Raw genomic sequence first — 24,874 nt, forward strand, 5'->3', positions numbered from 1 at the left:
CTGTTATTGTTTTATTGTGTTGACTCTACATCGCGTTGTTGACGAACCCAAGAAACAATTCGCCAGATATTTTTCAGCATCAGCAGGTAGAGTACAAAAATTGCTAAGAAAATGCTAAGAACAATTACTTCGGGAACGTTAAACCATTCAAAGGTCAGACCCAAAGCCAGTTTGAAGCTGGCGATGCCACTGATCAGCGCCAGTGTTTGGCGCTGCGTGAAACCAGCGCGCATGAAGATGTGGTGCAGGTGCTCGCGGTCAGGTTTAAACGGCGACTGGCCCTTTTTCACGCGGCGCGCCATAATGGCGAACATGTCCATCAGGGGCACAGCTATCAACCAGAGCACGGCCACGGGACGCACGGCAATGATATCTGGCGAAACTTCGAACCAGCTTTCCAGAATGCGTTCCGGATGGGTCAACATCACCAGCATCCATACCGCGGTAAAACCGACCAGCATCGAGCCCGAATCGCCCATAAAAATTTTTCGCACCGGGCGGAAGTGCACCCCGACATTGCGAATCAGGTAAGGGATCAGCGCGCCAAATAAAATGGTCGCCACCAACAACGGCAGCTGCTGATTATGCATCAGCGCCAGCAGGCCGATGCCAGCAAAAGCAACCATAGCCAGTGCACCAAGCAAGCCGTCGATGCCATCAATCATATTGTAAGCATTCATTGCAGCGACGATACAAAGCAGGGTAAAGGGCATGGAAAGCACGCCAAGTTCGATAACGCCGGTGCCAAACAGATTGCCTAACTGGGTGATTTGCACGTCAGCGCCAAATACCACAACCGCGGCCGCCAGCATTTGTGCGATGAAGCGCACCCCGGCATCGATGTCGTAGCGATCATCGAGCGCGCCAATCAATACCATAAAGCTTGAAGAAACGAGGAACAGCCGGATATCGACTTCCAGCGGCAGGATGGCCATCATCATGATCACCATAGTGCCATACAGGGCAAGCCCGCCCACCAACGGCACCGCACCTACGTGTTGCTTACGCTCACATGGATGATCGACAAGCGCAGTGCGCCAGGCCATGGGGATGAGAAGGTTACATAACACGCTCGACAATACGGTCGCGGATATGAGCACCATCCAGATATTCATGAAATCGGTTGTCCCTGCTTAATCATTATTAAAAATATCTCGGGTATACACTTTGGGCTGGACATCACTAAGCTCGTCCGCCATACGATTACTTACTATTATATCCGAGATCTGTTTAAATTCTTGTAAATTTTTTATCACACGGCAGTTGTAGAAGACGTTTTCCGCCAGTTCTGGTTCAAAAACAACCAACTCAATTCCTTTTGCCTGCAAACGCTTCATAATTCCTTGTATTGCCGACGAGCGGAAGTTATCCGAGCCTGCCTTCATGACTAAGCGATACACACCTACACACTTTGGCTGCTGCTCCGCTATGGCATTCGCGATAAAATCTTTGCGCGTGCGATTGGCATCTACGATAGCGCCAATCATGACCTGGGGCACGTTATCATAATTCGCCAATAACTGCCGTGTGTCCTTGGGCAAACAGTAACCGCCATAACCAAAACTCGGATTGTTGTAGTGGTTGCCGATACGCGGATCTAAACACACCCCATCAATGATTTGGCGGGAATCGAGCTGATGATGCGCTGCATAAGTATCCAGTTCGTTAAAAAACGCGACCCGCATCGCCAAATACGTATTGGCGAACAACTTTATCGCTTCAGCCTCTGTCGGTTCAGTATATTGCACAGGAATGTCTGCTTTCAGTGCGCCTTCCTGTAAAAGTTTTGCAAAGGTCTCGGCGCGCGCTGATTGTTCACCCACGATGATGCGGGATGGGTACAAATTATCGCGTAAGGCTTGCCCTTCCCGCAAAAACTCTGGCGCAAAAAATAGTCGGTCAGTGCCTAACTCTTCGCGCATTTTTGCGACATACCCGACCGGGATAGTGGAACGAATAACGATGTGACAGTCGTTGTTGTAGTGCAGTACTTGTTGAAGTACTTGATCGACTGAACTGGTATTGAAGTAGTTGGTTTCCGGGTCGTAATCCGTCGGCGTCGCAATCAGCACCCAGTCGGCCTTAGCAAAGGCTGCTGCGGCGTCAGTGGTTGCTGTTAACTGCAGCTGTTTATGCTGAAGATAGTCTTCAATGTCAGCATCCTTGATGGGGCTTTCCTTGTTCTGCAGCAGCGCAACCTTCTCCGCGACGATATCGACCGCAGTCACCTGATGGTGCTGAGCGAGCAGTACGGCATTCGACAGGCCCACATAGCCAGTACCGACAACGACGATTTCCATGTTCCTTCCTAGCTTCAGTCTAGCTTCATTAAGATGCAGGGCAGTTTAAACTAACCCTCGCGGTGCTGTCATCCTTATACCCGAGCAACATTGCAGTTTTTTGTCACCTGTGTAAGATCCTGACATCTTCACTTTATGAACCTTTACACAGAGCATGTCACAACAACAACCTAAGCAATTATCTGTGGACGTCGGTGGCCTATCTATCATGCCGTTCTCCTCGATGTCTGAGGCGCTGGACCAGGTGATTTCAGAACAACAGGTCAAGCCTGGATTTGGGGTGTCCGTCAACAGTGAAATTGTCATGCTTGCCCGCCGCGACCCGGCGCTAATGGCGCATATTAATAAAGCCCAGCTGCGCTTTGCCGATGGTATTGGGGTGGTCAAAACCATTGCCAGCAAAGGCGTGCCCAACACTCGCCTGCCCGGCTGTGAGTTCTGGGAGGCACTCATGTTGCGCGCCGGTGCCGCGAACGCGCCGGTGATGTTGATTGGTGCCAAACCCGAAGTCAATAAGGCGGCAGTGGCCAAGCTTCAGGCACAAGGCGTGAATGTGGTCTGCGGCATCGATGGCTACTTTTCAGATGAACGCGTGCTCCGTGATGCCCTCGCTGAGCATCAGCCCAAAATTGTCACCGTTGCCATGGGTGCCCCTAAACAAGAGCAGCTTATTGTGCGTTTACGCGAGTTTTACCCTGATGCCTTTTATTTGGGTGTCGGCGGAACTTATGATGTCTACACCGGGCATGTAAAACGCGCTCCGAAACTGTTCTGCGACTTACATTTAGAATGGTTTTACCGGCTTTGCGCACAACCCACTCGAATTGGCCGGCAATGGTCCTTGGCAAAGTACCTGGCCTTACACGTAACGCGACAACTTTAGGCAGTTTTCTATGTTGATATCTGTTTACATGCCCACGCACAATCGCGGCCCCTTGTTACGTCGTGCCATCGACTCCGTGTTAGCACAAACCCATCAGGACCTTGAGTTGTTGGTGGTCGATGATGGCTCAAAGGATGGCACCTGGGCGGTCTTGCAGGAGTACATGGCTGCCGACCCTCGTGTCCGTGCTTTTCGTCATGACAAGCCACAAGGTGCTTGCGTAGCCCGCAATCGCGCGATTCATGAAGCACGGGGTAAATTTGTAACGGGTCTGGACGATGATGATACCTTCGTGCCGGAGCGCTTAGCCTTGTTGTTGCAACACTACGATAGTCAGTACGCCTTTATTTGCTCGGGTTATTTCTGGGTGACCCAGAAACGCGCGAAGCCAACCATGTGCAACGATAAAGTCATTACCCTGGATGCCCAGCTTGATGCCAACCACGCGACCAATCAGGTGTTTGTCGAACGCGAACGGATGCTCGCCATTGGTGGCTTTGATGAAGAACTGGTCGCCTTGCAAGACTACGACTGCTTTACGCGCCTCATAAAAGCCTACGGCCCGGCCTTTCGACTGGGACAGCCGCTGCAAAATATTTTTGTTGAGCACGGTGGGCAGCGCATCTCATCGCAGCGCAAAAGTCGCTTGGGTTTTGCTCGCTTCATGCAAAAGCACGGCGCCGATATGCAGCGCCGGCAGCTGATTAATCATGCCTTTTGGCTGAAAATGCGCTTGCAAGAGCCTTTTTCTGTTGCCGAACTGCTAACATCCTTGACTGCAGGCCATCTTAAGATGAAGCTTGGTCATCTGTACCGTTACGGATTAAAACTAAAATCGTCATGACAAAGAAACTGTTAGTGGTGTTTGGCACCCGTCCTGAAGCAATCAAAATGGCGCCGCTGGTGAAAGCGCTGCAGCAGGTGAACGAGTGGGACACCCGTGTCTGCGTAACGGCTCAACACCGCGAAATGCTGGATCAGGTGTTACGTTTATTTGATATCACGCCCGATTACGACCTCAATCTCATGCAGCCCAAACAGTCGCTGAACACCTTGGCGGCGCGAGTGTTAACAGAGATTGAGCCGGTCTTGAAAGACTTCGCGCCTGATGTCGTTTTCGTTCATGGCGATACCCTGACCACCTTAACCACGGGCCTGGCTGCTTATTTTCAACAGATCCCAGTGGCCCATGTTGAAGCAGGTTTGCGTACCGGAAACATTTACTCGCCCTGGCCAGAAGAGGCCAACCGCAAACTTGTTGGCGGAATTACCCGCTGGCACTTCGCGCCGACACCCTCGTCTGAGCAGAACCTATTGCGTGAGAACGTCGATGCCGGGCATATCTTTGTTACCGGTAACACTGTTATTGATGCGCTGCTGCACGTTCGTGATGAACTGGAAGCCAATACCGAGCTGCAAACAGAATTTGCCAACACGTTTCATGATGTTTTAGGTCCTGTCGGTACCCCACTAATTTTGGTGACCGGCCATCGCCGGGAAAGTTTTGGCGCAGGCTTTGAGCGGATTTGCAAAGCGTTACGCGAACTTGCACAGCAGAACCCAGAGGTGAAAGTGGTGTACCCAGTGCACTTAAATCCGCATGTGCAAGAACCGGTGAACAGGCTCCTTTCGGATATTCCCAACGTACATTTGATTGCCCCGCAGGACTACTTGCCCTTCGTTTACCTGATGAACCGCGCCACCATTATTCTGACCGACAGTGGCGGCATTCAGGAAGAAGCTCCGTCGCTGGGCAAACCTGTGTTAGTCATGCGCGATACCACTGAGCGTCCTGAGGCGGTGGCCGCCGGCACCGTGAAGTTGGTCGGCACTGATGCCGATGCGATTGTCAACGAGACCCAACGCTTGCTTGATGATAAGACCTATTATCAAACCATGAGTCAGGCCCACAACCCTTATGGTGATGGCACCGCGTGTGCGCAAATTGTCGCGGTGCTGCAGCGCGAGTTAAGCCAGTGATTTACGTGGTCGCCACTGCTATCAAGCATGGTAAAGGCGGCATTAGTACCGCCCTGACCAGTATTATTGAGGCGCTTGAGAGTCAAGGTGAGCGCTTCCGGGTGGTCGAATCCCATCAGGGCAGTGCGTCGCGCTGGCAAAGTTTTCGTAAGGCCCAACGCGCTCTGGCGCAGGCCACGGACGGTGATGTGGTGTGGTTACACGGCGCGCGGTGGCTATCCCTGTTACGTAAGTACTTACTTGCTCGTGGACCCAGAAGCCGCGGGGCCCGCACCATCTTGCATATTCACGGCATTGAAGCGATTCATTATCTGCAACACCCGATCGGTCGTTGGCTGATGCAGCGCCTGGTCAACCGTTATGATGGTCTGGTGGTGCTCACGCCCTGGTGGCGCTCGCAACTATTAAGTAAGCTCTCTTACCCTGCTGAGCGCATTCACATTATGCCAAATACGCTCGATCGGAGTTTGCTGGCACTTGCGCAGAGCGAACCGAAGCCCCCCATCGAGGCCAACACGACACCCATCCATTTGCTTTGTATGACACGCCTGGAGGCTGGCAAAAATGTCGACGCCGCAATTGCGACATTGCGGTTTCTGCCGCCCCAGTACCACCTGACCATTGCCGGCGACGGCGGTCAGCTCGAATCTTTGCGCCAGCAGGCGCGCGAGCTTGAACTCGGTGACCGTGTCGACTTTCTGGGCTGGGTGCCTTACGAAGACAAAAATCGATTGCTAAGCCGTATGGATGTTTTTTTACTGCCTTCCGAACTGGACTCCTTCGGTATGGGCTTTTTAGAGGCCATGGCGGCAGGTCTACCGGTGGTGGGTGTTGCCTACGGTCCCATTGTTGATGTGGTGCCGACCGAGGCTGGCAAACTGGTGCCTACACCTTCACCTGAATTACTGGCTGACGCGGTGCAGCACGTCTTCGCCGAGCACCCACAGCGCTCGGCTTTCGCCCAGCGCTATGTGCTGGAAACCTATCAGGCAGAGCTCGCTGTCCAAAACTTTCTGGCGTTCTGTCAACGGCTGCGCTGACCCTTACGCTTTGCCCTGGTCTGGCAGCTGAGCAAATACTTCATTCCACATTTGCGTCACCGCCTCGCGCTGCCATTGCCCTTGCGCAACGATCGTCGCCTGCAGCTGTTGGTGGAATTCGTTGTCGCTCATTAAGCGTTGAAGCGCCTGCAAGGCATCACTGTGACCATCAGCGATATCAATTAACTGCTCGGCACAGCCGTAATCAGCAAGCAACTCGTGGTACTTGTGGCTCCAGCCGGTTGCCAGCACAGGTACGCCCTGTGACAGCGCGCTGACCAGGCCGTGAAAACGTGAGCTGATGACACTGCGTGACTGACCAATAATCCACTTTATTTTCAGCGCATGGCCAGGATCTAATACCGGCACAGCAGTCGCCAACTGGGCCTGAATTTTGGCCGTGAGGCGACGATCAGCATCGGCTTCATGAATCAGAATAAACGGCTTCGCCTCAGCGTCCTGGGCAGCCCGAATCGCGGCGACCATGAAGTCAACGTAACGATCGCCGTCCTTTCGTTTTTCCAGCATTTTCGAGTTCGGAATGAAGCAGGTCTGATGCTGCTCACTGTCAAATTCTGCAGCGGGTAGCCCTTTGATTAAATTGGTAAAGTCCGGGCAGCGTTTAAGGTTAGACGTGTCCTTGCTCAGTTGCTGACAAAAACTCAGGGACTGATCATCGCGCGCATAAACCAAATTGGCATGCTCAAGTACCGGTGCAAAGGCTTTCGCCGAGGCAGCTTCAGTAAAGGGCCCTAAGGCTTGCGGTAAAACGATCACGGGTATTCCCTGCTGACGAAGGCGAGCAGTGCTGCTGCCGAGCCGGTCCCAGGCGATCAAATGGCTCCATTGGTCGCCAAAGGCAAACCCGGACGCGTCCAGGATCAGATCCAGTTCATTTTCATTGAGAATACCGAACATGTGACGCAAACGCTGTGGCAGCCAGCTGACCGGTGCCAGTAAGTTCATACGTTTACGGATATACCGACTTTTTTGCCATAACCCGAAGGCCGCGCGCCGATCATAAGGACCCGTCGGTTCCACCACGAAACGTGCATCCACTCCGCGCTCAGCAAACTGCGCAATGATGGCGTGCAGCATTAACTCTGCACCTTTGTTGGCGAAACTAATCCCCTTTACTTCTACATTCAACACGTAACGCTCCTAATTCTAATCGGTAGATAACCACTGCGTACAAAACTGCAATCAAACCACTGGGCTGGCCACTGACAAAGGCATGACCAGCAAATATGCCGTGGCCAATATACAAGCCACTGGCAATCAATAAGCCTAAATGTTCGACAGTTGGACGGCGCACCATTAACGCCGCCGTGAGCACTAACAGCAACAGATGGCTAAGAAACACATACACGGCAAAGGGGACTCCATACCCGCCGCGTAGATCGTACCATTCCTGCTCGATCGCTTTATAGGTTTCCGTACCCGTGGTGTTGTTATGGGTGACGTAGTAATCCCGGCCACTGCCGGTATAAAACGAATAACTGCCACCGGTCAGCTGTGCCTTATCCGGATAATGCTCTAACTGGCCTTCCGCAGCTTGGATCAGACGTTCACGCGGATTGGCCCCCTTTAACAGTGCCTGTACCTGAGTGAGCTGATACGCGAGCGACTCATGATTGGTCTGCAGCCAGTTCGCACCAGCAATACCTGCCACCACTAACAGAGGTAAAATAATCCACCGCGCGCGCCGGAATAAAAAGGTAAAAATAACCACCAGCAGAACCGCGCCGGCCCAACCTGCTTTGGTGCCCAGCAGCAGCAGTCCCGCGCAACAAAGTACGATCTTGCTCAGCCGCCACCAGGTAAACTCCTGGTGCAGCAATACAAACATGATGCTCAGGCTAATAAGCGCCGCCAGGCCAATGTCGTTGCCGCCGACATAGAACGATTTTATCCCGAAAACACCGGCTTCGTAACTAGGTATTCCAAGTCCGGTAACATAAGAGAACAGCATGAACACACCGAAGACCCAGCCATAATAGGCTACGCCTCGAAGTAACAGCTGATCGTGGGCGCCATAGCGCTCCAGCGCCGCGAGCGTCAGAATCACCACGGTAAAGGGATACAGCCAGCGGGTCAGCTGGGTAAACTCCGCGATAAAGCGGATATCGCCCACCGGGTAGCTATTGATCACCAAAATGGCTGCCCAGGCCAAAATCATCAGTTGCACCAGCCAGCTCAATATCCCGCTGCGGGTGTACACGATGATAAGGCCCAGCAGTAATACCGCAGTTCGATACAGCAAACTGACGCGCAAGGCGTCCAGCCCCAGAAAGCTAAACATGCCATACAGGGTGTCGAGCCAAATCACCGGATACACCAGTAATACCAGTGCCAGTTTGCCGAATTGCTCAGCGCTCAACTGCAGTTTCATGGCGCCAGCTCCTGCACGTCAGATGGTCTGCGGCGGAGCAGGTAATGGTGTAACACCGTCACGCCAAGTGCCATCCACAAAAACACCACGGCCAGCATCACGTGAATACGTTGTGGAGACACCGGATTGGGACTTGCGGTGATGTCACTGACCGGTTGGATAAAGGCAAAGTTTTCGGCCTTGAGCAATGCTGCGCGGGTTTCCAGAACTTCGCGTTGCAGGTACAGCCGCTGGCGATAGTCACTATCTTTGACCCGGCTTAACAAGGCGGCATTGGCCTCAAGTTGCACCGCAATCTCCTGCCGCCGCTCTGTCCGTAAGCGCTGTTCAACTAGCGCCATGATGGCACCCAGTTGCTGCATCGCCGTTTCCGGGCTTGCCGCGGACCAATGAAACGAGTGAAAGCGGTCATTCTGATATCGGTAGTAATGCAAATGGCGACGGACCTGGTAGTAGTCATCGGTCTCAGGCTCATGGAATAACTGCTCCGCCACCAACCGTGCAAACTGTTCGCTGTAAAGCCAGCGGGCGATTCGGATCTCTGGCTCTACGGTTAACGGCTTCGCGCGCGCGGCTGAATTCTCCTGTAACACCAGATCATCTGTGCGCCGCAGCAAGCCAAGGTTAAACACCTCTGGGTTTATCACAAATATAGTCTCAGCCTGATACCACTTTGGATGCATTTTAAAGTAGACCAGGCCTAACGCTAGCCCCGCGACAAGGTAAAGGATGGCAAGCCACCAATAGCGCCTTAACCAGCTAAAATAAGCGCTAAAGGAATGACTACGGGTTGCTGCGGACATAGCTGCGCAAGAGGGTTACGACAACCATTGTAAAAAGCCCAAACAGGACACCGATGAGCGACCATACCAAGGCACTGAAACCGGCCGGCTGATGGGGCGGTATTGCCGGATCAATGGTCTCAAACACGTAGTCATCGTTAACTTCAACCAGCATCGCTCGGTTGTACTGCTCCTGTAGCAAGCGGTACAACGACTCACGCACATCGGCCTGTTGGATTTCTTCAGCTTTGGCATTGAGGTAAGTAATTTGCTGGTTCACGCGATCGCGTTCGCGCTCACGCATATGCACATTGATATCTTTGACCAGTGCCCTTAACCAGGCTGCGGCCAGCTCTCTGTCAGGATGGGTCAGGCGCAGCGTGACGATGCCCTTCGAGCGATCATACTCCGTGACCAGGCGTTTACGCATCTCATTATAACCACGCCAGACCTGATTTAGCTCTGCCGCGGTGGCATCCTGATCTAACAAATGCGGCATCATATTGTGACGTTCGATGAAGCCATAAAGGAAGTTGCGTGACTTTATAACTTCAACGGCCATTTGCGTATCGTTGATCTTACCGCCACCCAGCTCAAACCCGGCAAGGCCTGCCAGACCCGCAAGTCCCGCCGACATATCGGCCAAACCGCCGCCGCGCTCTTCACTGGGCGCAAGAATCGTCTTGGCCTCATACTCCACTCCACTCAGCCACTTGCCGGAGGCAAATAGCAACGCCATGACCAATGGTACTGCAAACCACCACCAGCGCAGAGTACGCCAACTTTGTACGAATGCTGAAGTTGAGAAAATTACCAGTAAATTCTGATTAGACGTCGTCATGATCTATAAAGCGTCCTAAAATGTTGCTCGATTTTTTCGCCGAGAAGGGTATCCCCCCCTCTGGATCTGCATAACCAAATGCCAGTAACATGACAGGTCGTTGATGAGCCGTCAAATTTAGCTCTCGTGCAAGCAAACGTTCACGAAATTCGATATCTGGCCAGTTGATTGGGCAGGTCGCAATGTCCATGGTTTCAAAGGCCAGCATCAACTGCATCGCAGCCAATGAGCCGTCGATATAAATACAATGGCGGTCACGCTCCATCGGGTAGGCTTTTAGGTCACCGACCACCACAATGAGATTCCTGATCTGCTCGGCAAAGCCAACGGTACCGCCGGCCATGTTTGCCACTTTTGCCGCCCGCTTGGGATCTTGAATCACGTAGAACTCATAAGGCTGCCGATTACATGCCGACGGCGCTAACGTCGCCATTTCGAACGCTTGATGAATGCGATCCGTGGGGACTTTCTCTGGCTTAAACCATCGCACTGAGCGGCGGCGCTGAAATAATAATTGCAGCTGCTCCGCACTTATCCCGCTCTCTGGCAATTCTCGATGAGGATAAGGCACGGAATTGGTGCGCTCCATGGCGACATCCAACGAGGTATGCAGGTCATGCCAAATCGCTCGAGCTTTGGCGATTTTAGGGGTATCTTTCACAATTGAAAAGTACTCGTCTAGAACGTCATGCGCCCATTGCAGTTCGCTGGGGTCAAGGCTCTTGGCATTCGCTGCGTCGCGAAAGCAATTCACCGTCTCGCCAATATAATCAGCAGCGAAGCTCGCCCGGCGCGGACGCATGATCAGGCCTTTTTCCAGGCGATGGGTGTTGCGTCGCAACAAGGCACATGTCGCCTCTATAGCTTTTAATGAACGCCAGTAAGCAATACGACCGCGCAGCACCGACTGTTGTTCACGGCCAAATTCACGACTAAACAGTAAATAGTACACTGCCGAGGTAAATCGTGTGCTGGCAAACAACCGAATAAAATGCTTATCAAAAGCAGCACCTTGCTCGCGCAGCCAGTGTACGAATTTAACGGGGATAATTTTCTTGGCGATCGCTCTAAGACTCATTTCCAGGTTCTTTTGCCTTTTTCTGCTGATGAGGTAAGTTTATCAAAGTAACGCAACAAGTTATGAATCAATTACTTATTTTTTGCCGTCACGCCAGTGTTGCTGCCAGTCACCCAATAGTTGCCAGTACCGGCGTCCGAGTGTAAAAGGCAACGTCAGTGAGTGAGTCATAATCATCGCCAATGGCCGCGTCGAGGCGCTCAGCCAAAACGCAAAATAAGCAGCTCCGGCGTAAGAGATAAGCGTCGCTATGGCTGCGCCCTGCCCCTGATAAACCGGTATCAATAGCCAGTTGGCCGCAATGTTTACTACCGCCCCAAGCCCATGACTGACCAGGCTAAACACCAGCAGCCGCTCGGCAATCAGCCACTTACTGGCCAAGGCGCGCATAAAGACAAACAAACTTGCCCAAATATGAATCATCAAAATCGGCGCCGCGGACCGATAGGCATCGCCAAATAACCAGGGCACAACGGGATCAGCGAGCAAGGTGACGGCCAGCGCCACAATTAGGGCCGTAACCAGCAGACCATCACAGAGTTGCTGCAGACGTCGCTGGTAAATGGCCGGGCTTTCCTGCTTGAGCTTAATCAAGCCGGCAAAAAATGAGGTTGCGATCGCTACTGCAAAGAAATACCACACTTCGGATAGCTTCACGGCGACCGCATAAATCCCGACTTCGCTTTTGTCAACCATGTTACCCAGCATGACCTGATCGATTTTCAGGTAAAGCACCGCGGCAATGCCGGATAGCACCAGCCAGAAGGCTTGTTTGAATAGCTGCCAGCCGTAATCCCAATTCACCGCGTGCCAGCGAAAGCCATTGGCTTTTTGTTGGTAAAGCACGATATAACCCACACCCCAGGCCAGGTACTCCAATGCGAAAACACATGCGACCGGTAATAAAGACGGGGATAGTGCCACGGCAGCTAGTTTCGCCAAGCCGGCGATGAGAATGATCGCGGTGCGCATTTTTACGATATGACGCGCGCTGACCTGAGCCTGAAAATAAAATTCGACCACTTGAAAGGACTGCAAAATCGCGGCGCTACCGATCACGACCAGGCTAATGCGTTCTACCAGCACCATCGAGCTCATAAACGCCCAAAGGAATAGCCCTAGAACGCCCACCACGGCACCAATACTTCGATAAGCTGCCGCTGTACTCATAATCTCAGTTTCGCGTTCAGGCGCCTCTACCAGCTCGCGCATGATTAGCGCATTCATTCCCAGCGCGGTAAGCGGTAACACCAGGGCGACCAAAGCTAAGACATAATTGAGTTGACCAAAGAGTTCTGGACCTAACGAACGCGCAAGCACAAGGGCAACAAGCAGGTTCATCGCCATACCAATGACTTTCTCGCTCATTAACCAGCTGGAATTTTGAAGTGCGGCACGAATCATGGTCGCTGTTGTGTCCTTACTATCCGTGAGTTGCGAGTGGGCAAAAAAAAACGCTCCCGAAGGAGCGTTTTATCTTAACGATTTTCGATGTTAATACTAGTCGAAACTAGCTATTAATCGATGATGTCGTTACCACGGATTACGTCAAGGTCTGTGCGTACTGAGTCATTCTGTACCCAACCACGGTCAGAACCGTTAACGTTGTATGCAGAGTAAACAGATACGTTAGTTGGATAGTCAGCAACGTTGATAGTCAACGAGAATTTGCCGCTGCCAGCTAATGCACCGTCGTTAAACAGCGCTTCACGGATTTCACCAGCGATTGGAGTTACACCTGGGTTCGCAAGAGCGTTCAGAGTGTAAGGACCATACATGGTGCCATCTTCAGCCATAACGTCAACCCAGATAATACGATCTACATCGTTGTTATTTGGAGCTGGGCCATCAGTGTCGTTAGGACCAGGGACAGTCGCATCATCAAAACCTGGGTCACGCGACTCGTTGGTTACGTAGATGATTTGGCTGATTGGTGTTACTTCACCAGATGCTGACTGAGCACTGTAAGGCATGTAAGGAATAGTCGTTACAGAGCCGTTCACTGTCCATTCACCAGCATACACTGCACCAAGCTCAGTCTCACCTTCGAACGGACTAGAACTCAACACGCCATCTTCAGGGAAGTCGACGTCGTCAGTCGTGCCTGCGTCAGTGTACTGTGCAGTTGTGTGTTCCCAGTTCACCGTAGCAGAAAGTGAAAACTCACCGTCTTGCTTAGGATTCTGGAAAGAGTTAGCAGTAGCTGCCAAATCGAACACTAGGTTGACTGGAACGTCAGCATTATCACAACGGAAGTTCAATGCGCTTGCATTGTGGCTGATGTAAGTACAGTTGTTCGGGTTACCAAAGTCGAAGAACGCTTCGATACCGCCTGGGTTGGCACTGTCAATCCAGCCGAACATGTTGTCGCCAGAAAGAGTGAACACGATTTTTTCAGCTGGATCCTGGTCTACCTGAACAACGAAATCCCACGCCGAAGCGTTATCATCAGCTGGGCTACCAGCATCAGGGTTGTCAGTAGTTACTACCCAGAATTCGCCATCATCAGTCGAGTAGTTGTTACCGTGAGAGGCACCGTTAACACGGAATAAACGACGGTATTCCCAAACATCCAACTCACCGCTGTATTCTTGTTCAACGCGCAGTTCGAACTGTGGACCCATTTTGAACAACTGAGTGTTGTCGACCATAGGTGAAGTTACAGTGTCAAACGGCCATGGGTTGGTGTTCGTTGGCCATGGCTGATTATCCAGACGTGAGAAGGTGTCAAACATAACACCAGACTGAGCAACAACTACAGGTGCATCAAAGTTGAAGCGACCGAAGTCTAACTCGATACCGTAAGTGGTGTCGTTAGAAGCAGTAGTTTCATCACCGAAGATGTTCGTTACACGGTAGATAAGAACGGTGTTGTTATCGTCGTCAGCAGTCTGAGCTACGAAATCAAGAGTCATACCCTTGTTCACGTCTTCCAGGTCGCCATCGTCGTTGTAACTGCCTGCAGGAGGCATAATCACACCGTTGCCCGCGAAGTTGCCTTCATCAAACTGCTCACCGAAACCAACTGTTAGCTGATCCGGGTGGCCATCGATGTATGCACCGTCTTCGAAGCGGAGGTAAACGTAATCACCCTCTTTGTATTCGTCGTTCAGGGTCAATACGATATTTTTCGACAAGATTTCATCCATGGTAGACATGAATTCATTTGTCGCATAAGTAGTGTCTGTGAGAGAGACGTCTGCAGCCATCGCTCCCGTGCTAGCGCCGGCAATTGCCAAAGCTACTAGCGAACGTTTAAACATGTTTGTCATGATGTTCTCCAATTTCATGAAATAAGAGCTTCCAGCTAATAAACAAGCTTTCACTCCTGTAGTTATCAAATTGACCTCACCAAATGAGGTCCCTTCGATTTTTTTCGAACTTTCAGTCTTTTAAGAGTCGCAGGTCCGGTAACGAGGTGATTAATCACGTTACAGAACACTCTATTCAAGATGAGAGTCCAAAATACTTCGTTGACTCTTTACCGAGTCCCCTAATTGCTTTGCCGTTGAGGTTGTTAATTATGGTTTTTCTATACATCCATATGCTCAACATTTTTGCAAAGTTGCTAGCAAGATTAGTCGTTAACCGAGATAGTTGTCAAGCCATCCGCAATGGTTTTTCTTATTTCTTCCCACTGTTCCGTACGTTCAATGATGCGTGGGGTAATGAAAATCACCAACTCGGTTTTTTCATTCGATTCTTTCTCAGATTTAAATAAATTACCGAGTAATGGAATATCCCCCAGTAATGGCACTTTACTGTCACCACTGGAGTTATTTTCCGAGATTAAGCCACCTAATAGTATCGTCTGTCCGCTTTGCGCAATGACCTCGGTTTGGATTGCGCGCTCGAAGATACTTGGATTCCCGGCAACCGAAGGTCCGGTCGGTGAAGTGTTTGAAATCGTTTGATTAATTTGCAGTACCACCAAGCCTTGTGCATTGATGGTCGGAGTGACGGTAAGCTGCACACCGGTTTTACGGTATTCAACCGACTGCGTCTGGCTTTCCAGATTCGGTGTAAAGGTGGTCGAACCCACTGTTGGAATGTCATTACCGACATTGATCGAGGCCGCAACACCATCGCGGACCACCAAAGTTGGATTCGAGATCACATTGACTAAATTCGAGCTTTGCTGCAGGTTGGCAATGAATCTGTCGAAGCCATCGACCCAGCTTAAGCGTAAACCGCCGATATCTTGAGCCCCTAAAGTACCAAGAGTACCGCCACTAAAATTACCGTTGCGGAAGGCAAATTCAAAGCCTTGCGCGAATTCATCGGTCAGGGTCACCTCAGCAATGGTCGCATCGAGTACGATTTGCTTCGGCATCACATCGAGCCGGCGCACCACCGGCAACAAGGCTTTATAGTCGCCACCAGTGGTATAAAAAATAATCGAGTTCGAGCGTTCATCGACGGTCATGCGCATGTCTTCATTACTTGCGGTCATACCACGCTGTCCGCTTTGCCCCGTCGCTCCACCCTGTGCAGATTGCGTGTCACGGGCAGTATTACCGCCCATTTGCGTGCTGCCCATCAGGTTACCGATGGACGCACCTAGATCCGAGGCACGCGCGTAACGCGGATGATAAATGTAATACCCTCTTTCAGGACCTTTGCTCGGTTGGTCAATTTGCTGTGTCCAGTAGCGCGCCCGATCCAGAACTTCTTCGTTAGACGCAAACATCGCCACGGCACCAAGCTGGGCCACCGGCACAGTTAACACAGCCACTCCCATACCGGCCTGGCGACCGACGCTAACGCCTTCGGCTTCCATTAATTCTTTGATCTGGTCAATGTAATCCATCGGCGACAAATACGTCAGCTCAACCATTGCCACATGTCGGCCGCGATTGGCGGGTACATCCAGGAGGTGAACCAGGTCTAAGAATCGAATAATTTCAGCACGGTTACCTTCGACAAAAAAGGCATTCTGCACCTGATCGGCTGAAACTTTGACGCTGGAAAGATTACGCAAGGTACGCTCTAGTGATGTCTTCAAGCCGTATTTGAGCGGAATCACTTGCATGATTTTTTGCGCGGTATCCGGCACATCAGCGTAGCGACGGCCAAATCCAATTACGATATCCGTACGCGCATCCGTTCTTGGATAAATGTAATAGGTCCCATCGCGCAAGGATACATCCAGACCGTTATCGATCAGTAACTGACGCGACAGCGAGAAGAGTTCTCTCGAGCTAACACTGTTGGATAAATTCAGCGTGACGTTTTGCTTTAAGTCACCCTGCGTCGCTATCACGTAATTTGCTTGTAATGCAGTGCCGAACACCGTCTCGATAAAATTGCGCAGCGGCAATTCATTAGCATTAAGCGAATGTGAGTCGGTGGTGCTGAACTCTTTGGCTGGATCCGTATCACTACGTTTCAAGTAATTTTCATAGTCCATCGAACGCAGCTGCTGAAAGCCTTTGGTCTCAAGCGTAGGCTCATCGCGCGTTTCGTTGTCTGAGTAATTGATATCATTCGCTTCGAGGCGTTTCGGGTTGACCTTTATCGGCTCAGGCGTTTGTGCGCAACTCAGCACGCTGCATGCGGCGAGTAGTGCGACACAGTATTTTAGGTGCGTTCGGCTCATAATTTCCTCATTTCTTCTACGGCGCTAATAGTCGAACACCGGAATCGTGACAGATTCGTCGTCACCACCGATAAAGGTGACACTATTGACGTTAATTTTGCTGACAGTGTAGCCATTCAATTCGAAGCCTTCGCTGATCTCTGTGATCTCGACTTGGCGACTTTCAATTTGCTGAGTATCAATCAGAGCGATACGCGCACCGCCGGTTGCGGCTTCACTTGCCGTATACACGCCTCGTACCCGGACTCGCATGTCACCTAAGTTCACCCCACCTTCGAGCAAGGCAGCTTTGGGCTCACTTACTGCCACTTGTTGTTCTTGTTGACTTTTTTCTGCTTCTTCGCGGCGCTGTTGCAACCAGCTTTTAACTTCCTCACTGGCCTGTGCCGACGCGAACTCGATGCCAACTCCGGCCATAGGGTCAAAGTTGCGGGAGGCGTCACTTTCTGCGACATATATACGTTGCGCAAAATCGATGACACAGATGATCACCAATGCCACAGCTATCAGTTTTACGCTTGTTGGGAGCTGCTGCCAAGCTTTCATAACGGCCCTCCCTGCTCGCGCACAGCCACCTGTAAGATTATGGTCAGCTCGTGGACATTACCGCGGCGCCGTTGCGATGGCCGTAACTCAATACTTTGTTGCCGCACGAATGGCATTTGCTCCATTAAGGCAAGTTGCGCCTGCGCGACATGCTCGATGGTGCCGGCGATACGAACTTTGGCATTCAAGGTAGCAATACCAGCGCCTTGGCTTTGTAGTCCTGTCATCCAGTTGAATTCATCGATAGCCACAGTGTGGGTGCGCAATAGTGTTTCAATCTGGTCCTGCATCTGGATCTGCAGCAGTGTAGTTTCCGTGGCGTTGGGCAAGCTTGTGACTATAGTTGCACGCTGCTCAACCGCAACCTGATGCGCGGCAATCACTTGCTCAGCATGGGACAAGAGTTGTTCGCTACGCTGCACCTGCCCCTGCGTTAGGCCGAGTTCAGTGGTCAGGTCATTCTGCCAACTTAGAATAGGTTTCACGACAAATTGCAGCGCGGCCAAAAACGCAGCGAAGATCAGTAGTTGACGTTGCGAGCTGGTCATTGGCCACCTCCTTGCTGCAGCAAGGATAAATCTATGCGAAACCGCTGTTTGCCGCTACCACCGCGCACCGGAGATGCGAATTCAGCTTTTTCAACCTGGGGTAAATCATGCAAGGTTTTCAATAATTCCAGAGCATTTTCGGTCTGACCACCGACGCTGAGTTGCTTGCCGTCACCCTGCATAAACGACAGGCTGACCTGATGCTGTTCGATGACCGCGAAGACTTCCCAGAAACCGTTAATAGTGTCGGCATTTACATAGACCTGACTGAGCTGTTCAATACTGTCGCTAACGCTTGCCAATTCATTCTGCCGGGTGAGCAGTTCACTGACTTCGGGGGTAATGGCTTCGAGTTTATGATTAAGCCAACTGCGCTCAAGCATTAAATAACCGCTGCTTAGCGCTAAATAAATCGCACCAATAACAGCGATAACGGCGAGGGCCGGTTGCCAGGCAAAGGATTTACTGCTCGCAGATTTTTGCCAGCCCTGGCGCCAATAATGGCTACCCAGCTTGCTTACGCCACGCGTGATCAGCGGGCCGAGCTGGCTATCATTGATTTGGGTGATCGGGCTGCTGCTTGGGCACCCCAGTGCCAGCTGCGCACGCTGCGCGTCACGCATCATGCTTGAGCGCACGGCGGTTTGCCACTGCTGCTCTTGATTAAAGAGGAAGTAGCAATGCTCGCCGCTCTCTATTTGGTAGAAGCCTTCAGTTAAGGCGGCGCTAAGCACCAGCGATTCCGGTAACACGACAAAAGCTCTACTGAGCAGCGCCTGCCCCTCATCATTTAGCGTCAGCGTCAGGACGCGTCGCTGGCCGTCTTGCCAGGGACCGATAAAATGCTGTTGACTGGAGCTTGTCGCTTTTTGCTTGAGGACTTTTCTTAAACCGTTAAACGATCGGATAGTGAAGGACTGCCAACTTTCCTGATAAAAGCTGCGCGCCAGCACCAGACAAGCTACCCGACGTTTGGGGGGCGCCGAGGGCTTAGTGTTCTGACCCTGAAACCACTGGCCTTGTTGATTGACACGCCAAACCAAAGTCGTCATGCCGCCTTTCAGCTGACGCTGAAGCGATGCTTTGGTTTTCGTCGAAGTTGCAGCTACCATTTTGTTATCGTTGTACTTATTGTTTTACTGGTTATTGTACGGTTCGTTGTGCCTGCTGAAAGTGCTTAGCATGCAAACGCAATGGGATTGGCTGCCGCGGTCGATAGTCGATGCGCCGATACAGCTGCAACCCGCCAGGCTCTGCAGTGATGCGAATGCGCTGCTGTTCCCCCGGAAAAATATCACTATCAAGAGCACCCTGTAAATTAATGAACTCTTGTAGCATTCCCACAGCATTATCATTACTTTTTCTTAATGCTTGGATAGTATCAGCTTGCCCCTGGGTTAGCAATATGGTCAAAACTTCGTCTGGAGCCCAGGCTGGATTATGGATGTTAGCGTCTAAGGTCGTGTAGGGACGGATTAAATTCACATCCCGCATGGTCCAGTTGTTAAGGTGAGCTAAGTCCGAAAATGATTGGAAGAACAGCTGATCAGGCTGCATAAGCCACTCTCGTAACTCGCGTGTCATGAGTTCGGCGCGCTGCGGTGCAACATCGAGCTGTACCAGCAGGTCAGCCAGCTTGTCCGTCTCAAAGCTAACATTCAGCAGACTGCTCTCATTTTGCATCTGTAGGCTCACTGCTGATCCTAACGGCTCGAACGCAACGCGATTTGGTAGCGGTAAGGAGTGAGGATAGTTATAGAAGTTCACTCCGGCCAGCGGACTCTCAGGGTTATTGCGAGCCAGCAGCCAGTCATTGCTTAATAACAGAGCATCCAGATAGTTTGCCGTCGACTCCAGTGCTAGTTGCAGTTCGGCTTGATCCTGCATGGCCTGCGCGCGCTGAACGGAGGAGCGCGTTTGCTGACTCATTACCAATAGTAAAACTGAAATAATGGCAACCATGAGTAGCACCTGAAAAAGTGCCATGCCTTGTTGGGTTTCGAGGCGTTGCTTACACATCACGGGTATACCTCGACAGTGCTGATTCAACTGCATCGGGAACCTCGATCAGCCAACGGAAGCCATTCAGGTCGACTTCAATGGCTTGCGGGTGCAACACGCGCTGCATACCATCATAGTCATTAAACCATTCCAGACTGTAAGCCTGTGCCGCTTCCGCAGATACTGTATCATTGCGTTCACGCAGAGACTGATAGCCGTAATACCGAAAGTCGATGCGACCGATGTTGTCATACAGAATGCGGCGAAAGTTAAAGGGTAATTCTTGCTCTTCACGACTGAGGTAAACGTCCGTCAGCACCGCTTCTTCATACACCAGCCGGAAGGTGCCATCGCCATTGGCTTCACGAAATAGACGGTAGACCGCAGCCGCGTCAGGATTCTGCACGCTGGTGTGAGACACCGCGGTAAAACCCTCCGCGCGCCCCAGAAAATAGAAGCCCAGGCGGTCGTTCTCACCGTAGACCGCTTTCGAGTAGGTGTTCCAGGTCACTTTCTGCACTAAGCTGGCCAAATGATGACGCTCCCCAGAGCTCTCGGCGAGGCCCTTATTGCGCTGCCAGTTTTGACTGAAATAATCGTAGGCGAGTGCGCCACTAATCATCAGCAGTGACAGCAGCACCATCGCAATCAGCGTCTCAACTAGGGTGAAGCCGCTTGACGAATTGTTTCGTCCCATACCAGCTCCTCGTAGTTAAATGTGCGTTGGGTACTACCGTAGTTCATGTTCAGAGTGATCGCGTAGAGTCGATAGCGTTGACCATACTGATTATAAGCGCCTAGTCCATCATCATAGAAAGGTGCTGGTGGCAGATAGGCAATTTGCTCAGCCTGCCACGCGATCTCTACGTCTTGGCTGAACAGCTCGCTGCCCGACGTTTGGCCGTCATGCTGCAAGTTGAATTTAATATTGCTGCGCACGGTATCGAGCTGCGTCAGAATATGGGTGACCTCTGCCGCCTTCACCGAATTCTGCATATTATTCTGAAATGCCATCACGCCGGTGACCACCGTTGCGAATAAAATGGTCATCGCCACCAGGATTTCGATCAAGGTAAAGCCGCTAGTCGCGCGTCGCATTGCTCACCTCCTCGCCAAGCTCGATCAGCGTCATGTTCAGTTCCCGCCCGAGCTCACGTTCGCCTTCCTGCCAACGCAGGTTAGCTGGTGTCCAGAACCCATTCCGGTTCAGCGCCAACCGCTGCCCTGGAAAACTCAGATAGTCGAACTCCACCACCTCGCCCCCGCTCTGCTGCAAGTTATCCACAAAGGGCAGCCCTTTCTTATCCACAGAGGGCTGCCCTTTCTGGATAAGTAGTTGGTTGGTGTGGGTGGTGAGGGTGTAGGCTTGGTTTTGGCTGTAGGCCTGAAATTGATAGTGGTCGAGCAGGCGCAGCAGGGCCTCGCGTTCGGCGGTGGCTTTGCTGCGGTCGTACTGGCTTAGGGCGACGGGGCCGATGAGGCTGGCGGCAATGCCAATAATCACCAGCACCACCAATAACTCGATAAGGGTGAAGCCGCGATAAAGCTTATCGGCAGCAGCGCGCATCATATAGGCATGTCTGTGACGGCGGAAATACTTAGCATCATAATGACCACTATGGTGCCGACCACAGCTCCCATGAACAAGATAAGGGCGGGTTCGAGCAAGCTGGTAAAGCGCGTCACCCAGCTATAGAAAGTACGACGTGAGCGATCGGCGATTTCGCCAAATACCCGCGCCAGCTCGCCACTTTCTTCACCAATGCTCAACAGTGCGGCGAAGTACGGTGGGTACAAGCGTGACTCACTCAAACATTCAGCCAGGCTTTCGCCGCGGTTAACACGCTCAGCGGCACGACGCACTTCCGCCCGTAAAGATTCGGTACGTAAAGTTTTGGCGGCGAGCTTCATGCTGCGGTCGATGGCTACGCCGGCACTTAACATGACATGCAAGGCTGCATTAAAGCGGATCCGTTCAACCAATAAGTTGGCACCGGACACCACCGGCAAGCGCTCGCGACACCAGGTACCTAAGGCTTGCACCCAGGGCTGGTCACGGTAATGCCACAGAGCAAAGCCGCCCCCAATCAAGCCTAACGCCAGCCACAACTGGTAGTTGAGGAAGAACTCACTAACGGCCAATAAGGCAATGGTATACCCAGGTAAATTCTCCTGGTCCTGAAACAAGGTGGTTAAATTCGGGACGACGAAATTAAAAATGAAAACGATGGCAGCAATACACACCGTCAGAATAACTGCGGGGTAGACCAGCGCTTGTTTGATTTTCTCGCGCAGCTCCATTTGGTAATGCAGCTCGTCAGCAAGGCGCTGGAAAGTTGCCGCTAGCTCGCCGGTTTCTTCGGCAATCTGTACCAGCCCCACATAAAGCGAGCTAAAAACCGGGAATGCCGCCAGGCTGTCTGAGAGCTTGTGGCCCTGCTTCAGTTGTTGCAGCACGTTTTGCAACATATCGCGTAATGCCGGTTTTTCGACATTGTGCAAGAGGATCTCTAAGCCTTTATCAACGCGCAGGCCAGAGGTAAGCAGTAAACTGATTTCGGCAGTAAAGAACTCAACATCGCTGATGTTAAGACCGCGCTCGCCAAAGACGTTAGCATTGAGTCCTGTCGAGGCTTCCTTGATGTCGGCGACCAGCAGTTGCTGGCTTTCCAGGCGGGCTTTGGCCGTGGTCATGTCGACCGCGTCGATGCGACCTTTCTGCTCAACGCCACTGGTGTTATAGGCGACGTAAGTGAACAGAGCCATTAGCCTGCAACCCTCACCACTTCAGCTAACGTGGTTTCGCCACGAAGGGCTTTTAGAACGCCATCTTCGAGCAGGTTACGGTAACCACGTTCACGGTTCAGCCGGCGGGCTTTGGTCAGAAATTCGGCGTCACCAAGTAACGCGGTAAGTTGCTCATCACAGCGCATGTACTCGATGAGTGCGACCCGGCCTTTGTAACCGGTATTGGCACATTGGTCGCAGCCAACTGCTTTGTGTAAGGCTGGCGTCACCGCAAAGCGTTCCTGCAACCAGTCCATTTTCATATTGCGGAAGTTCGCTGCAGCGTCAGGATCAGGCTGTTTACAGTGCGGACACAGCTTACGTGCCAAGCGTTGCCCAACAATGACTTTGATCGCTGCCGATAACAGGAATTCTTCTACGCCTAAATCGAGTAAGCGGGTATAAGCACTGGCGGCATCATTGGTGTGCAAGGTACTAAATACCAGATGCCCCGTTAATGCGGATTGCAGCGCAATACCGGCTGTTTCGGCATCACGGATCTCACCCACCATAATGATGTCGGGGTCTTGTCGTACCACCGAGCGCAACGCGTTAGCGAAGGTAAAGCCGATGTCACTTTGTACGTGGACCTGATTGATGCCGTCGAGTTGATACTCCACGGGATCTTCGATGGTAATAATTTTGACGTCAGGCTCATTGCGACGCGATAAAAACGAGTAGAGGCTGGTGGTTTTACCCGAGCCCGTTGGACCGGTCAGCAGAACGACCCCTGAGGTCGCCTGAATGTCGCGCAATAATTCAGCTTCAACATCTGGCTCAATACCCAGGGTCTTCACATCATAGGCGAGGTTATCTTGTAGCAAGAAGCGCATCACCACGCTCTCGCCCTCACCTACTGGCAATGCCGAAACCCGCACGTCCACATTGAGACCATCGATACGCAATTCTATTTTGCCATCCTGGGGCCGACGCTTTTCGGCGATATCCATGCTCGACAGTAATTTCAGTCGGGTGACTACGGGCAGCACCATGTGCATGGGAATAAAATCGGCTTCGTGCAAGACGCCATCAATACGATAGCGAACCCGCCCTTTGCCTTTCCAGGGCTCGATGTGCATGTCTGACGCACGGCGCCGCAGTGCTTTGGCGATAAGATTATTGAGCAGGTTGACCGTGGGCGCCTCAGACGCGAGTTCACGCAGACGGTCTTCTTCGAGCATGGTCAGACCGGCATCTTCGCTCGGTCCCTCACTTTCCTGCTGCCAGCGATTCTTAAGCTGGTTGTAAACATCATCACCCACTACCACCAACTGCAGGTCCAGCGCACCAAGGTTGGCAACAAACTCAAGCAAGGCTGGCTGGCTGGGATTGGTACATACGACTTTTAGAAGCGGTTGGTCGGGACTGTAGGCAATGGGGACACATTGCTGGGCGACAGCTTTACTGGCGAGTTCTGCTGGCAGTTGTTCATGCAGCTGAGTCCAGTGCTCGTCGTCGTCGAGCAAGGCTTGTTGCTCATCTTCGCCAAGTCGCTGAAGTTCATAAACCTCAGCGTAATAGGCGGGTAAGTATTCTGAGCTCAACGCGCCCATGCGCACCAATATCTGCTCCAGCTGGCCGCCATTGCGACTCTGGAATTGCAACGCTTTGGTCAGATCATCCTGATTGACCCGAAAGCGCTCCGTAAACAGCTGGGTGACGTTGGCTGTACTCATTGTAAAATGATATCTGCGTTATTCTCTTCGCCGCCTTCGCGGCCATCAGCTCCATACGACAATAAAGTAAAAGGAGCACCATCGTCACCCGGCATACGGTAAACATAGTCGTTGCCCCAAGGATCCGGTGGAACGTCTTTCGGAAAGTAAGGCCCCTGCCAGTTCACATCATCGCTGGTCAAAAGCTGGTCTAGGCTATCGGGGTAACGCCCCATATCCAGACGATAGGTACTCAATGAGGTTTCCAGCATCTTCATCTGGGTTTCAGCAGTTTTGATTTTCGATGAATCAACTTTTCCGAACATCTGCGGCGCCACCAGGCTTGCTAATAACCCCAAAATCACAATAACGATCAACAGCTCAATCAAGGTAAAACCACGTTGCTTGACCACTAGCGCACTAGGTTTCATTGTTCACTCCA

The 24,874-nt window shown here is 51.8% G+C and carries 24 protein-coding genes; 4 read left to right on the forward strand and 20 right to left on the reverse strand.

The features are described from left to right. Nucleotides 1–11 precede the first annotated feature (11 nt). Both wecA and J6J34_RS01050 read right to left on the reverse strand, forming a co-directional pair. Complete coding sequence (gene wecA, locus J6J34_RS01045) at nt 12–1,115, reverse strand: UDP-N-acetylglucosamine--undecaprenyl-phosphate N-acetylglucosaminephosphotransferase (protein ID WP_301898354.1); 1,104 nt, start codon at nt 1,113–1,115, stop codon at nt 12–14. A gap of 18 nt (nt 1,116–1,133) precedes the next feature. Next, complete coding sequence (locus tag J6J34_RS01050) at nt 1,134–2,300, reverse strand: nucleotide sugar dehydrogenase (protein WP_301898355.1); 1,167 nt, start codon at nt 2,298–2,300, stop codon at nt 1,134–1,136. 154 nt (nt 2,301–2,454) lie between these two features. Here J6J34_RS01050 and J6J34_RS01055 point away from each other — a divergent pair, with 154 nt between their 5' ends. The 4 genes from J6J34_RS01055 to J6J34_RS01070 are packed head-to-tail and all read left to right on the forward strand — an operon-like array spanning nt 2,455 to nt 6,203. Next, nucleotides 2,455–3,183 carry a WecB/TagA/CpsF family glycosyltransferase gene (locus J6J34_RS01055; RefSeq protein ID WP_301835992.1) on the forward strand — a complete coding sequence of 243 codons (729 nt, stop codon included), beginning with the start codon at nt 2,455–2,457 and terminating at the stop codon, nt 3,181–3,183. Nucleotides 3,184–3,193: 10 nt separating this feature from the next. Continuing rightward, a complete protein-coding gene (locus J6J34_RS01060; RefSeq protein WP_301898356.1) occupies nt 3,194–4,027 on the forward strand; it encodes a glycosyltransferase in 834 nt (277 codons plus the stop codon). Next, complete coding sequence (wecB, locus tag J6J34_RS01065; protein ID WP_301835995.1) at nt 4,024–5,163, forward strand: non-hydrolyzing UDP-N-acetylglucosamine 2-epimerase; 1,140 nt, start codon at nt 4,024–4,026, stop codon at nt 5,161–5,163. The genes J6J34_RS01060 and wecB overlap by 4 nt, the downstream gene beginning before the upstream one ends. Further along, nucleotides 5,118–6,203, forward strand: a complete 1,086-nt coding sequence (locus tag J6J34_RS01070; protein ID WP_301898357.1) for a glycosyltransferase family 4 protein — start codon at nt 5,118–5,120, stop codon at nt 6,201–6,203. Before wecB ends, J6J34_RS01070 begins: the two co-directional genes overlap by 46 nt. Before the next feature lie 3 nt (nt 6,204–6,206). On the opposite strand, the gene J6J34_RS01075 is transcribed toward J6J34_RS01070, so the two are convergent. From J6J34_RS01075 to gspG, 18 genes are all read right to left on the reverse strand, one after another. Then, a complete protein-coding gene (locus J6J34_RS01075) occupies nt 6,207–7,355 on the reverse strand; it encodes a polysaccharide pyruvyl transferase family protein (protein WP_301898358.1) in 1,149 nt (382 codons plus the stop codon). Next, nucleotides 7,327–8,595, reverse strand: a complete 1,269-nt coding sequence (locus tag J6J34_RS01080) for an O-antigen ligase family protein (RefSeq protein ID WP_301898359.1) — start codon at nt 8,593–8,595, stop codon at nt 7,327–7,329. Before J6J34_RS01080 ends, J6J34_RS01075 begins: the two co-directional genes overlap by 29 nt. After that, a complete protein-coding gene (locus tag J6J34_RS01085) occupies nt 8,592–9,398 on the reverse strand; it encodes a GumC domain-containing protein (protein ID WP_301898360.1) in 807 nt (268 codons plus the stop codon). The genes J6J34_RS01080 and J6J34_RS01085 overlap by 4 nt, the downstream gene beginning before the upstream one ends. Continuing rightward, the gene (locus J6J34_RS01090) at nt 9,379–10,218 is read right to left on the reverse strand and encodes a GumC domain-containing protein (protein ID WP_301836001.1); all 840 of its coding nucleotides are present in this window, start codon (nt 10,216–10,218) and stop codon (nt 9,379–9,381) included. The genes J6J34_RS01085 and J6J34_RS01090 overlap by 20 nt, the downstream gene beginning before the upstream one ends. Beyond that, on the reverse strand, nt 10,205–11,296 hold the full coding sequence (locus J6J34_RS01095) for a nitroreductase family protein (protein ID WP_301836002.1): 1,092 nt from the start codon (nt 11,294–11,296) through the stop codon (nt 10,205–10,207). The genes J6J34_RS01090 and J6J34_RS01095 overlap by 14 nt, the downstream gene beginning before the upstream one ends. 75 nt (nt 11,297–11,371) lie before the next feature. Further along, complete coding sequence (locus J6J34_RS01100) at nt 11,372–12,700, reverse strand: flippase (RefSeq protein ID WP_301836003.1); 1,329 nt, start codon at nt 12,698–12,700, stop codon at nt 11,372–11,374. 113 nt (nt 12,701–12,813) lie between these two features. After that, on the reverse strand, nt 12,814–14,568 hold the full coding sequence (locus J6J34_RS01105) for a hypothetical protein (protein WP_301836004.1): 1,755 nt from the start codon (nt 14,566–14,568) through the stop codon (nt 12,814–12,816). Nucleotides 14,569–14,873: 305 nt separating this feature from the next. Continuing rightward, nucleotides 14,874–16,895, reverse strand: coding sequence for a type II secretion system protein D (locus J6J34_RS01110; protein WP_301836006.1), 2,022 nt, complete (start codon nt 16,893–16,895; stop codon nt 14,874–14,876). Nucleotides 16,896–16,919: 24 nt separating this feature from the next. Further along, on the reverse strand, nt 16,920–17,441 hold the full coding sequence (locus tag J6J34_RS01115) for a hypothetical protein (RefSeq protein ID WP_301898361.1): 522 nt from the start codon (nt 17,439–17,441) through the stop codon (nt 16,920–16,922). After that, nucleotides 17,438–17,989: a hypothetical protein gene (locus J6J34_RS01120; RefSeq protein ID WP_301836009.1), complete on the reverse strand. Its 552-nt coding sequence runs from the start codon at nt 17,987–17,989 to the stop codon at nt 17,438–17,440. The genes J6J34_RS01115 and J6J34_RS01120 overlap by 4 nt, the downstream gene beginning before the upstream one ends. Further along, nucleotides 17,986–19,101, reverse strand: a complete 1,116-nt coding sequence (locus J6J34_RS01125; protein ID WP_301898362.1) for a hypothetical protein — start codon at nt 19,099–19,101, stop codon at nt 17,986–17,988. The genes J6J34_RS01120 and J6J34_RS01125 overlap by 4 nt, the downstream gene beginning before the upstream one ends. A gap of 31 nt (nt 19,102–19,132) precedes the next feature. Beyond that, nucleotides 19,133–20,008: a hypothetical protein gene (locus J6J34_RS01130; protein WP_301898363.1), complete on the reverse strand. Its 876-nt coding sequence runs from the start codon at nt 20,006–20,008 to the stop codon at nt 19,133–19,135. Beyond that, the gene (locus J6J34_RS01135; RefSeq protein ID WP_301836014.1) at nt 20,001–20,687 is read right to left on the reverse strand and encodes a PulJ/GspJ family protein; all 687 of its coding nucleotides are present in this window, start codon (nt 20,685–20,687) and stop codon (nt 20,001–20,003) included. The genes J6J34_RS01130 and J6J34_RS01135 overlap by 8 nt, the downstream gene beginning before the upstream one ends. Continuing rightward, nucleotides 20,651–21,088 carry a type IV pilus modification PilV family protein gene (locus J6J34_RS01140; RefSeq protein ID WP_301836016.1) on the reverse strand — a complete coding sequence of 146 codons (438 nt, stop codon included), beginning with the start codon at nt 21,086–21,088 and terminating at the stop codon, nt 20,651–20,653. The genes J6J34_RS01135 and J6J34_RS01140 overlap by 37 nt, the downstream gene beginning before the upstream one ends. Continuing rightward, nucleotides 21,072–21,560 carry a type II secretion system protein gene (locus J6J34_RS01145; protein ID WP_301719598.1) on the reverse strand — a complete coding sequence of 163 codons (489 nt, stop codon included), beginning with the start codon at nt 21,558–21,560 and terminating at the stop codon, nt 21,072–21,074. Before J6J34_RS01145 ends, J6J34_RS01140 begins: the two co-directional genes overlap by 17 nt. Further along, entirely contained in the window at nt 21,557–22,756 is a 1,200-nt protein-coding gene (locus J6J34_RS01150) for a type II secretion system F family protein (RefSeq protein ID WP_301719596.1), read from the reverse strand. The genes J6J34_RS01145 and J6J34_RS01150 overlap by 4 nt, the downstream gene beginning before the upstream one ends. Next, complete coding sequence (locus J6J34_RS01155; protein ID WP_301898364.1) at nt 22,756–24,453, reverse strand: GspE/PulE family protein; 1,698 nt, start codon at nt 24,451–24,453, stop codon at nt 22,756–22,758. Before J6J34_RS01155 ends, J6J34_RS01150 begins: the two co-directional genes overlap by 1 nt. After that, nucleotides 24,450–24,863 (reverse strand): type II secretion system major pseudopilin GspG, encoded by a 414-nt coding sequence (gene gspG / locus J6J34_RS01160; protein WP_301898365.1) that lies wholly within the window; start codon nt 24,861–24,863, stop codon nt 24,450–24,452. Before gspG ends, J6J34_RS01155 begins: the two co-directional genes overlap by 4 nt. Nucleotides 24,864–24,874: the final 11 nt, after the last annotated feature.

This window comes from Pseudidiomarina terrestris (assembly GCF_030466405.1).
GTDB lineage: Bacteria > Pseudomonadota > Gammaproteobacteria > Enterobacterales > Alteromonadaceae > Pseudidiomarina > Pseudidiomarina terrestris.

What these genes read in the sequence shown, in the direction of transcription:
- wecA (WP_301898354.1), bottom strand. Translation starts at nt 1,115, where the DNA reads ATGAATATCTGGATGGTGCTCATATCCGCGACCGTATTGTCGAGCGTG.
- J6J34_RS01050 (WP_301898355.1), bottom strand. Translation starts at nt 2,300, where the DNA reads ATGGAAATCGTCGTTGTCGGTACTGGCTATGTGGGCCTGTCGAATGCC.
- J6J34_RS01055 (WP_301835992.1), top strand. Translation starts at nt 2,455, where the DNA reads ATGTCACAACAACAACCTAAGCAATTATCTGTGGACGTCGGTGGCCTA.
- J6J34_RS01060 (WP_301898356.1), top strand. Translation starts at nt 3,194, where the DNA reads ATGTTGATATCTGTTTACATGCCCACGCACAATCGCGGCCCCTTGTTA.
- wecB (WP_301835995.1), top strand. Translation starts at nt 4,024, where the DNA reads ATGACAAAGAAACTGTTAGTGGTGTTTGGCACCCGTCCTGAAGCAATC.
- J6J34_RS01080 (WP_301898359.1), bottom strand. Translation starts at nt 8,595, where the DNA reads ATGAAACTGCAGTTGAGCGCTGAGCAATTCGGCAAACTGGCACTGGTA.
- J6J34_RS01085 (WP_301898360.1), bottom strand. Translation starts at nt 9,398, where the DNA reads ATGTCCGCAGCAACCCGTAGTCATTCCTTTAGCGCTTATTTTAGCTGG.
- J6J34_RS01090 (WP_301836001.1), bottom strand. Translation starts at nt 10,218, where the DNA reads ATGACGACGTCTAATCAGAATTTACTGGTAATTTTCTCAACTTCAGCA.
- J6J34_RS01095 (WP_301836002.1), bottom strand. Translation starts at nt 11,296, where the DNA reads ATGAGTCTTAGAGCGATCGCCAAGAAAATTATCCCCGTTAAATTCGTA.
- J6J34_RS01100 (WP_301836003.1), bottom strand. Translation starts at nt 12,700, where the DNA reads ATGATTCGTGCCGCACTTCAAAATTCCAGCTGGTTAATGAGCGAGAAA.
- J6J34_RS01105 (WP_301836004.1), bottom strand. Translation starts at nt 14,568, where the DNA reads ATGACAAACATGTTTAAACGTTCGCTAGTAGCTTTGGCAATTGCCGGC.
- J6J34_RS01110 (WP_301836006.1), bottom strand. Translation starts at nt 16,895, where the DNA reads ATGAGCCGAACGCACCTAAAATACTGTGTCGCACTACTCGCCGCATGC.
- J6J34_RS01115 (WP_301898361.1), bottom strand. Translation starts at nt 17,441, where the DNA reads ATGAAAGCTTGGCAGCAGCTCCCAACAAGCGTAAAACTGATAGCTGTG.
- J6J34_RS01120 (WP_301836009.1), bottom strand. Translation starts at nt 17,989, where the DNA reads ATGACCAGCTCGCAACGTCAACTACTGATCTTCGCTGCGTTTTTGGCC.
- J6J34_RS01125 (WP_301898362.1), bottom strand. Translation starts at nt 19,101, where the DNA reads ATGGTAGCTGCAACTTCGACGAAAACCAAAGCATCGCTTCAGCGTCAG.
- J6J34_RS01130 (WP_301898363.1), bottom strand. Translation starts at nt 20,008, where the DNA reads ATGTGTAAGCAACGCCTCGAAACCCAACAAGGCATGGCACTTTTTCAG.
- J6J34_RS01135 (WP_301836014.1), bottom strand. Translation starts at nt 20,687, where the DNA reads ATGGGACGAAACAATTCGTCAAGCGGCTTCACCCTAGTTGAGACGCTG.
- J6J34_RS01140 (WP_301836016.1), bottom strand. Translation starts at nt 21,088, where the DNA reads ATGCGACGCGCGACTAGCGGCTTTACCTTGATCGAAATCCTGGTGGCG.
- J6J34_RS01145 (WP_301719598.1), bottom strand. Translation starts at nt 21,560, where the DNA reads ATGATGCGCGCTGCTGCCGATAAGCTTTATCGCGGCTTCACCCTTATC.
- J6J34_RS01150 (WP_301719596.1), bottom strand. Translation starts at nt 22,756, where the DNA reads ATGGCTCTGTTCACTTACGTCGCCTATAACACCAGTGGCGTTGAGCAG.
- J6J34_RS01155 (WP_301898364.1), bottom strand. Translation starts at nt 24,453, where the DNA reads ATGAGTACAGCCAACGTCACCCAGCTGTTTACGGAGCGCTTTCGGGTC.
- gspG (WP_301898365.1), bottom strand. Translation starts at nt 24,863, where the DNA reads ATGAAACCTAGTGCGCTAGTGGTCAAGCAACGTGGTTTTACCTTGATT.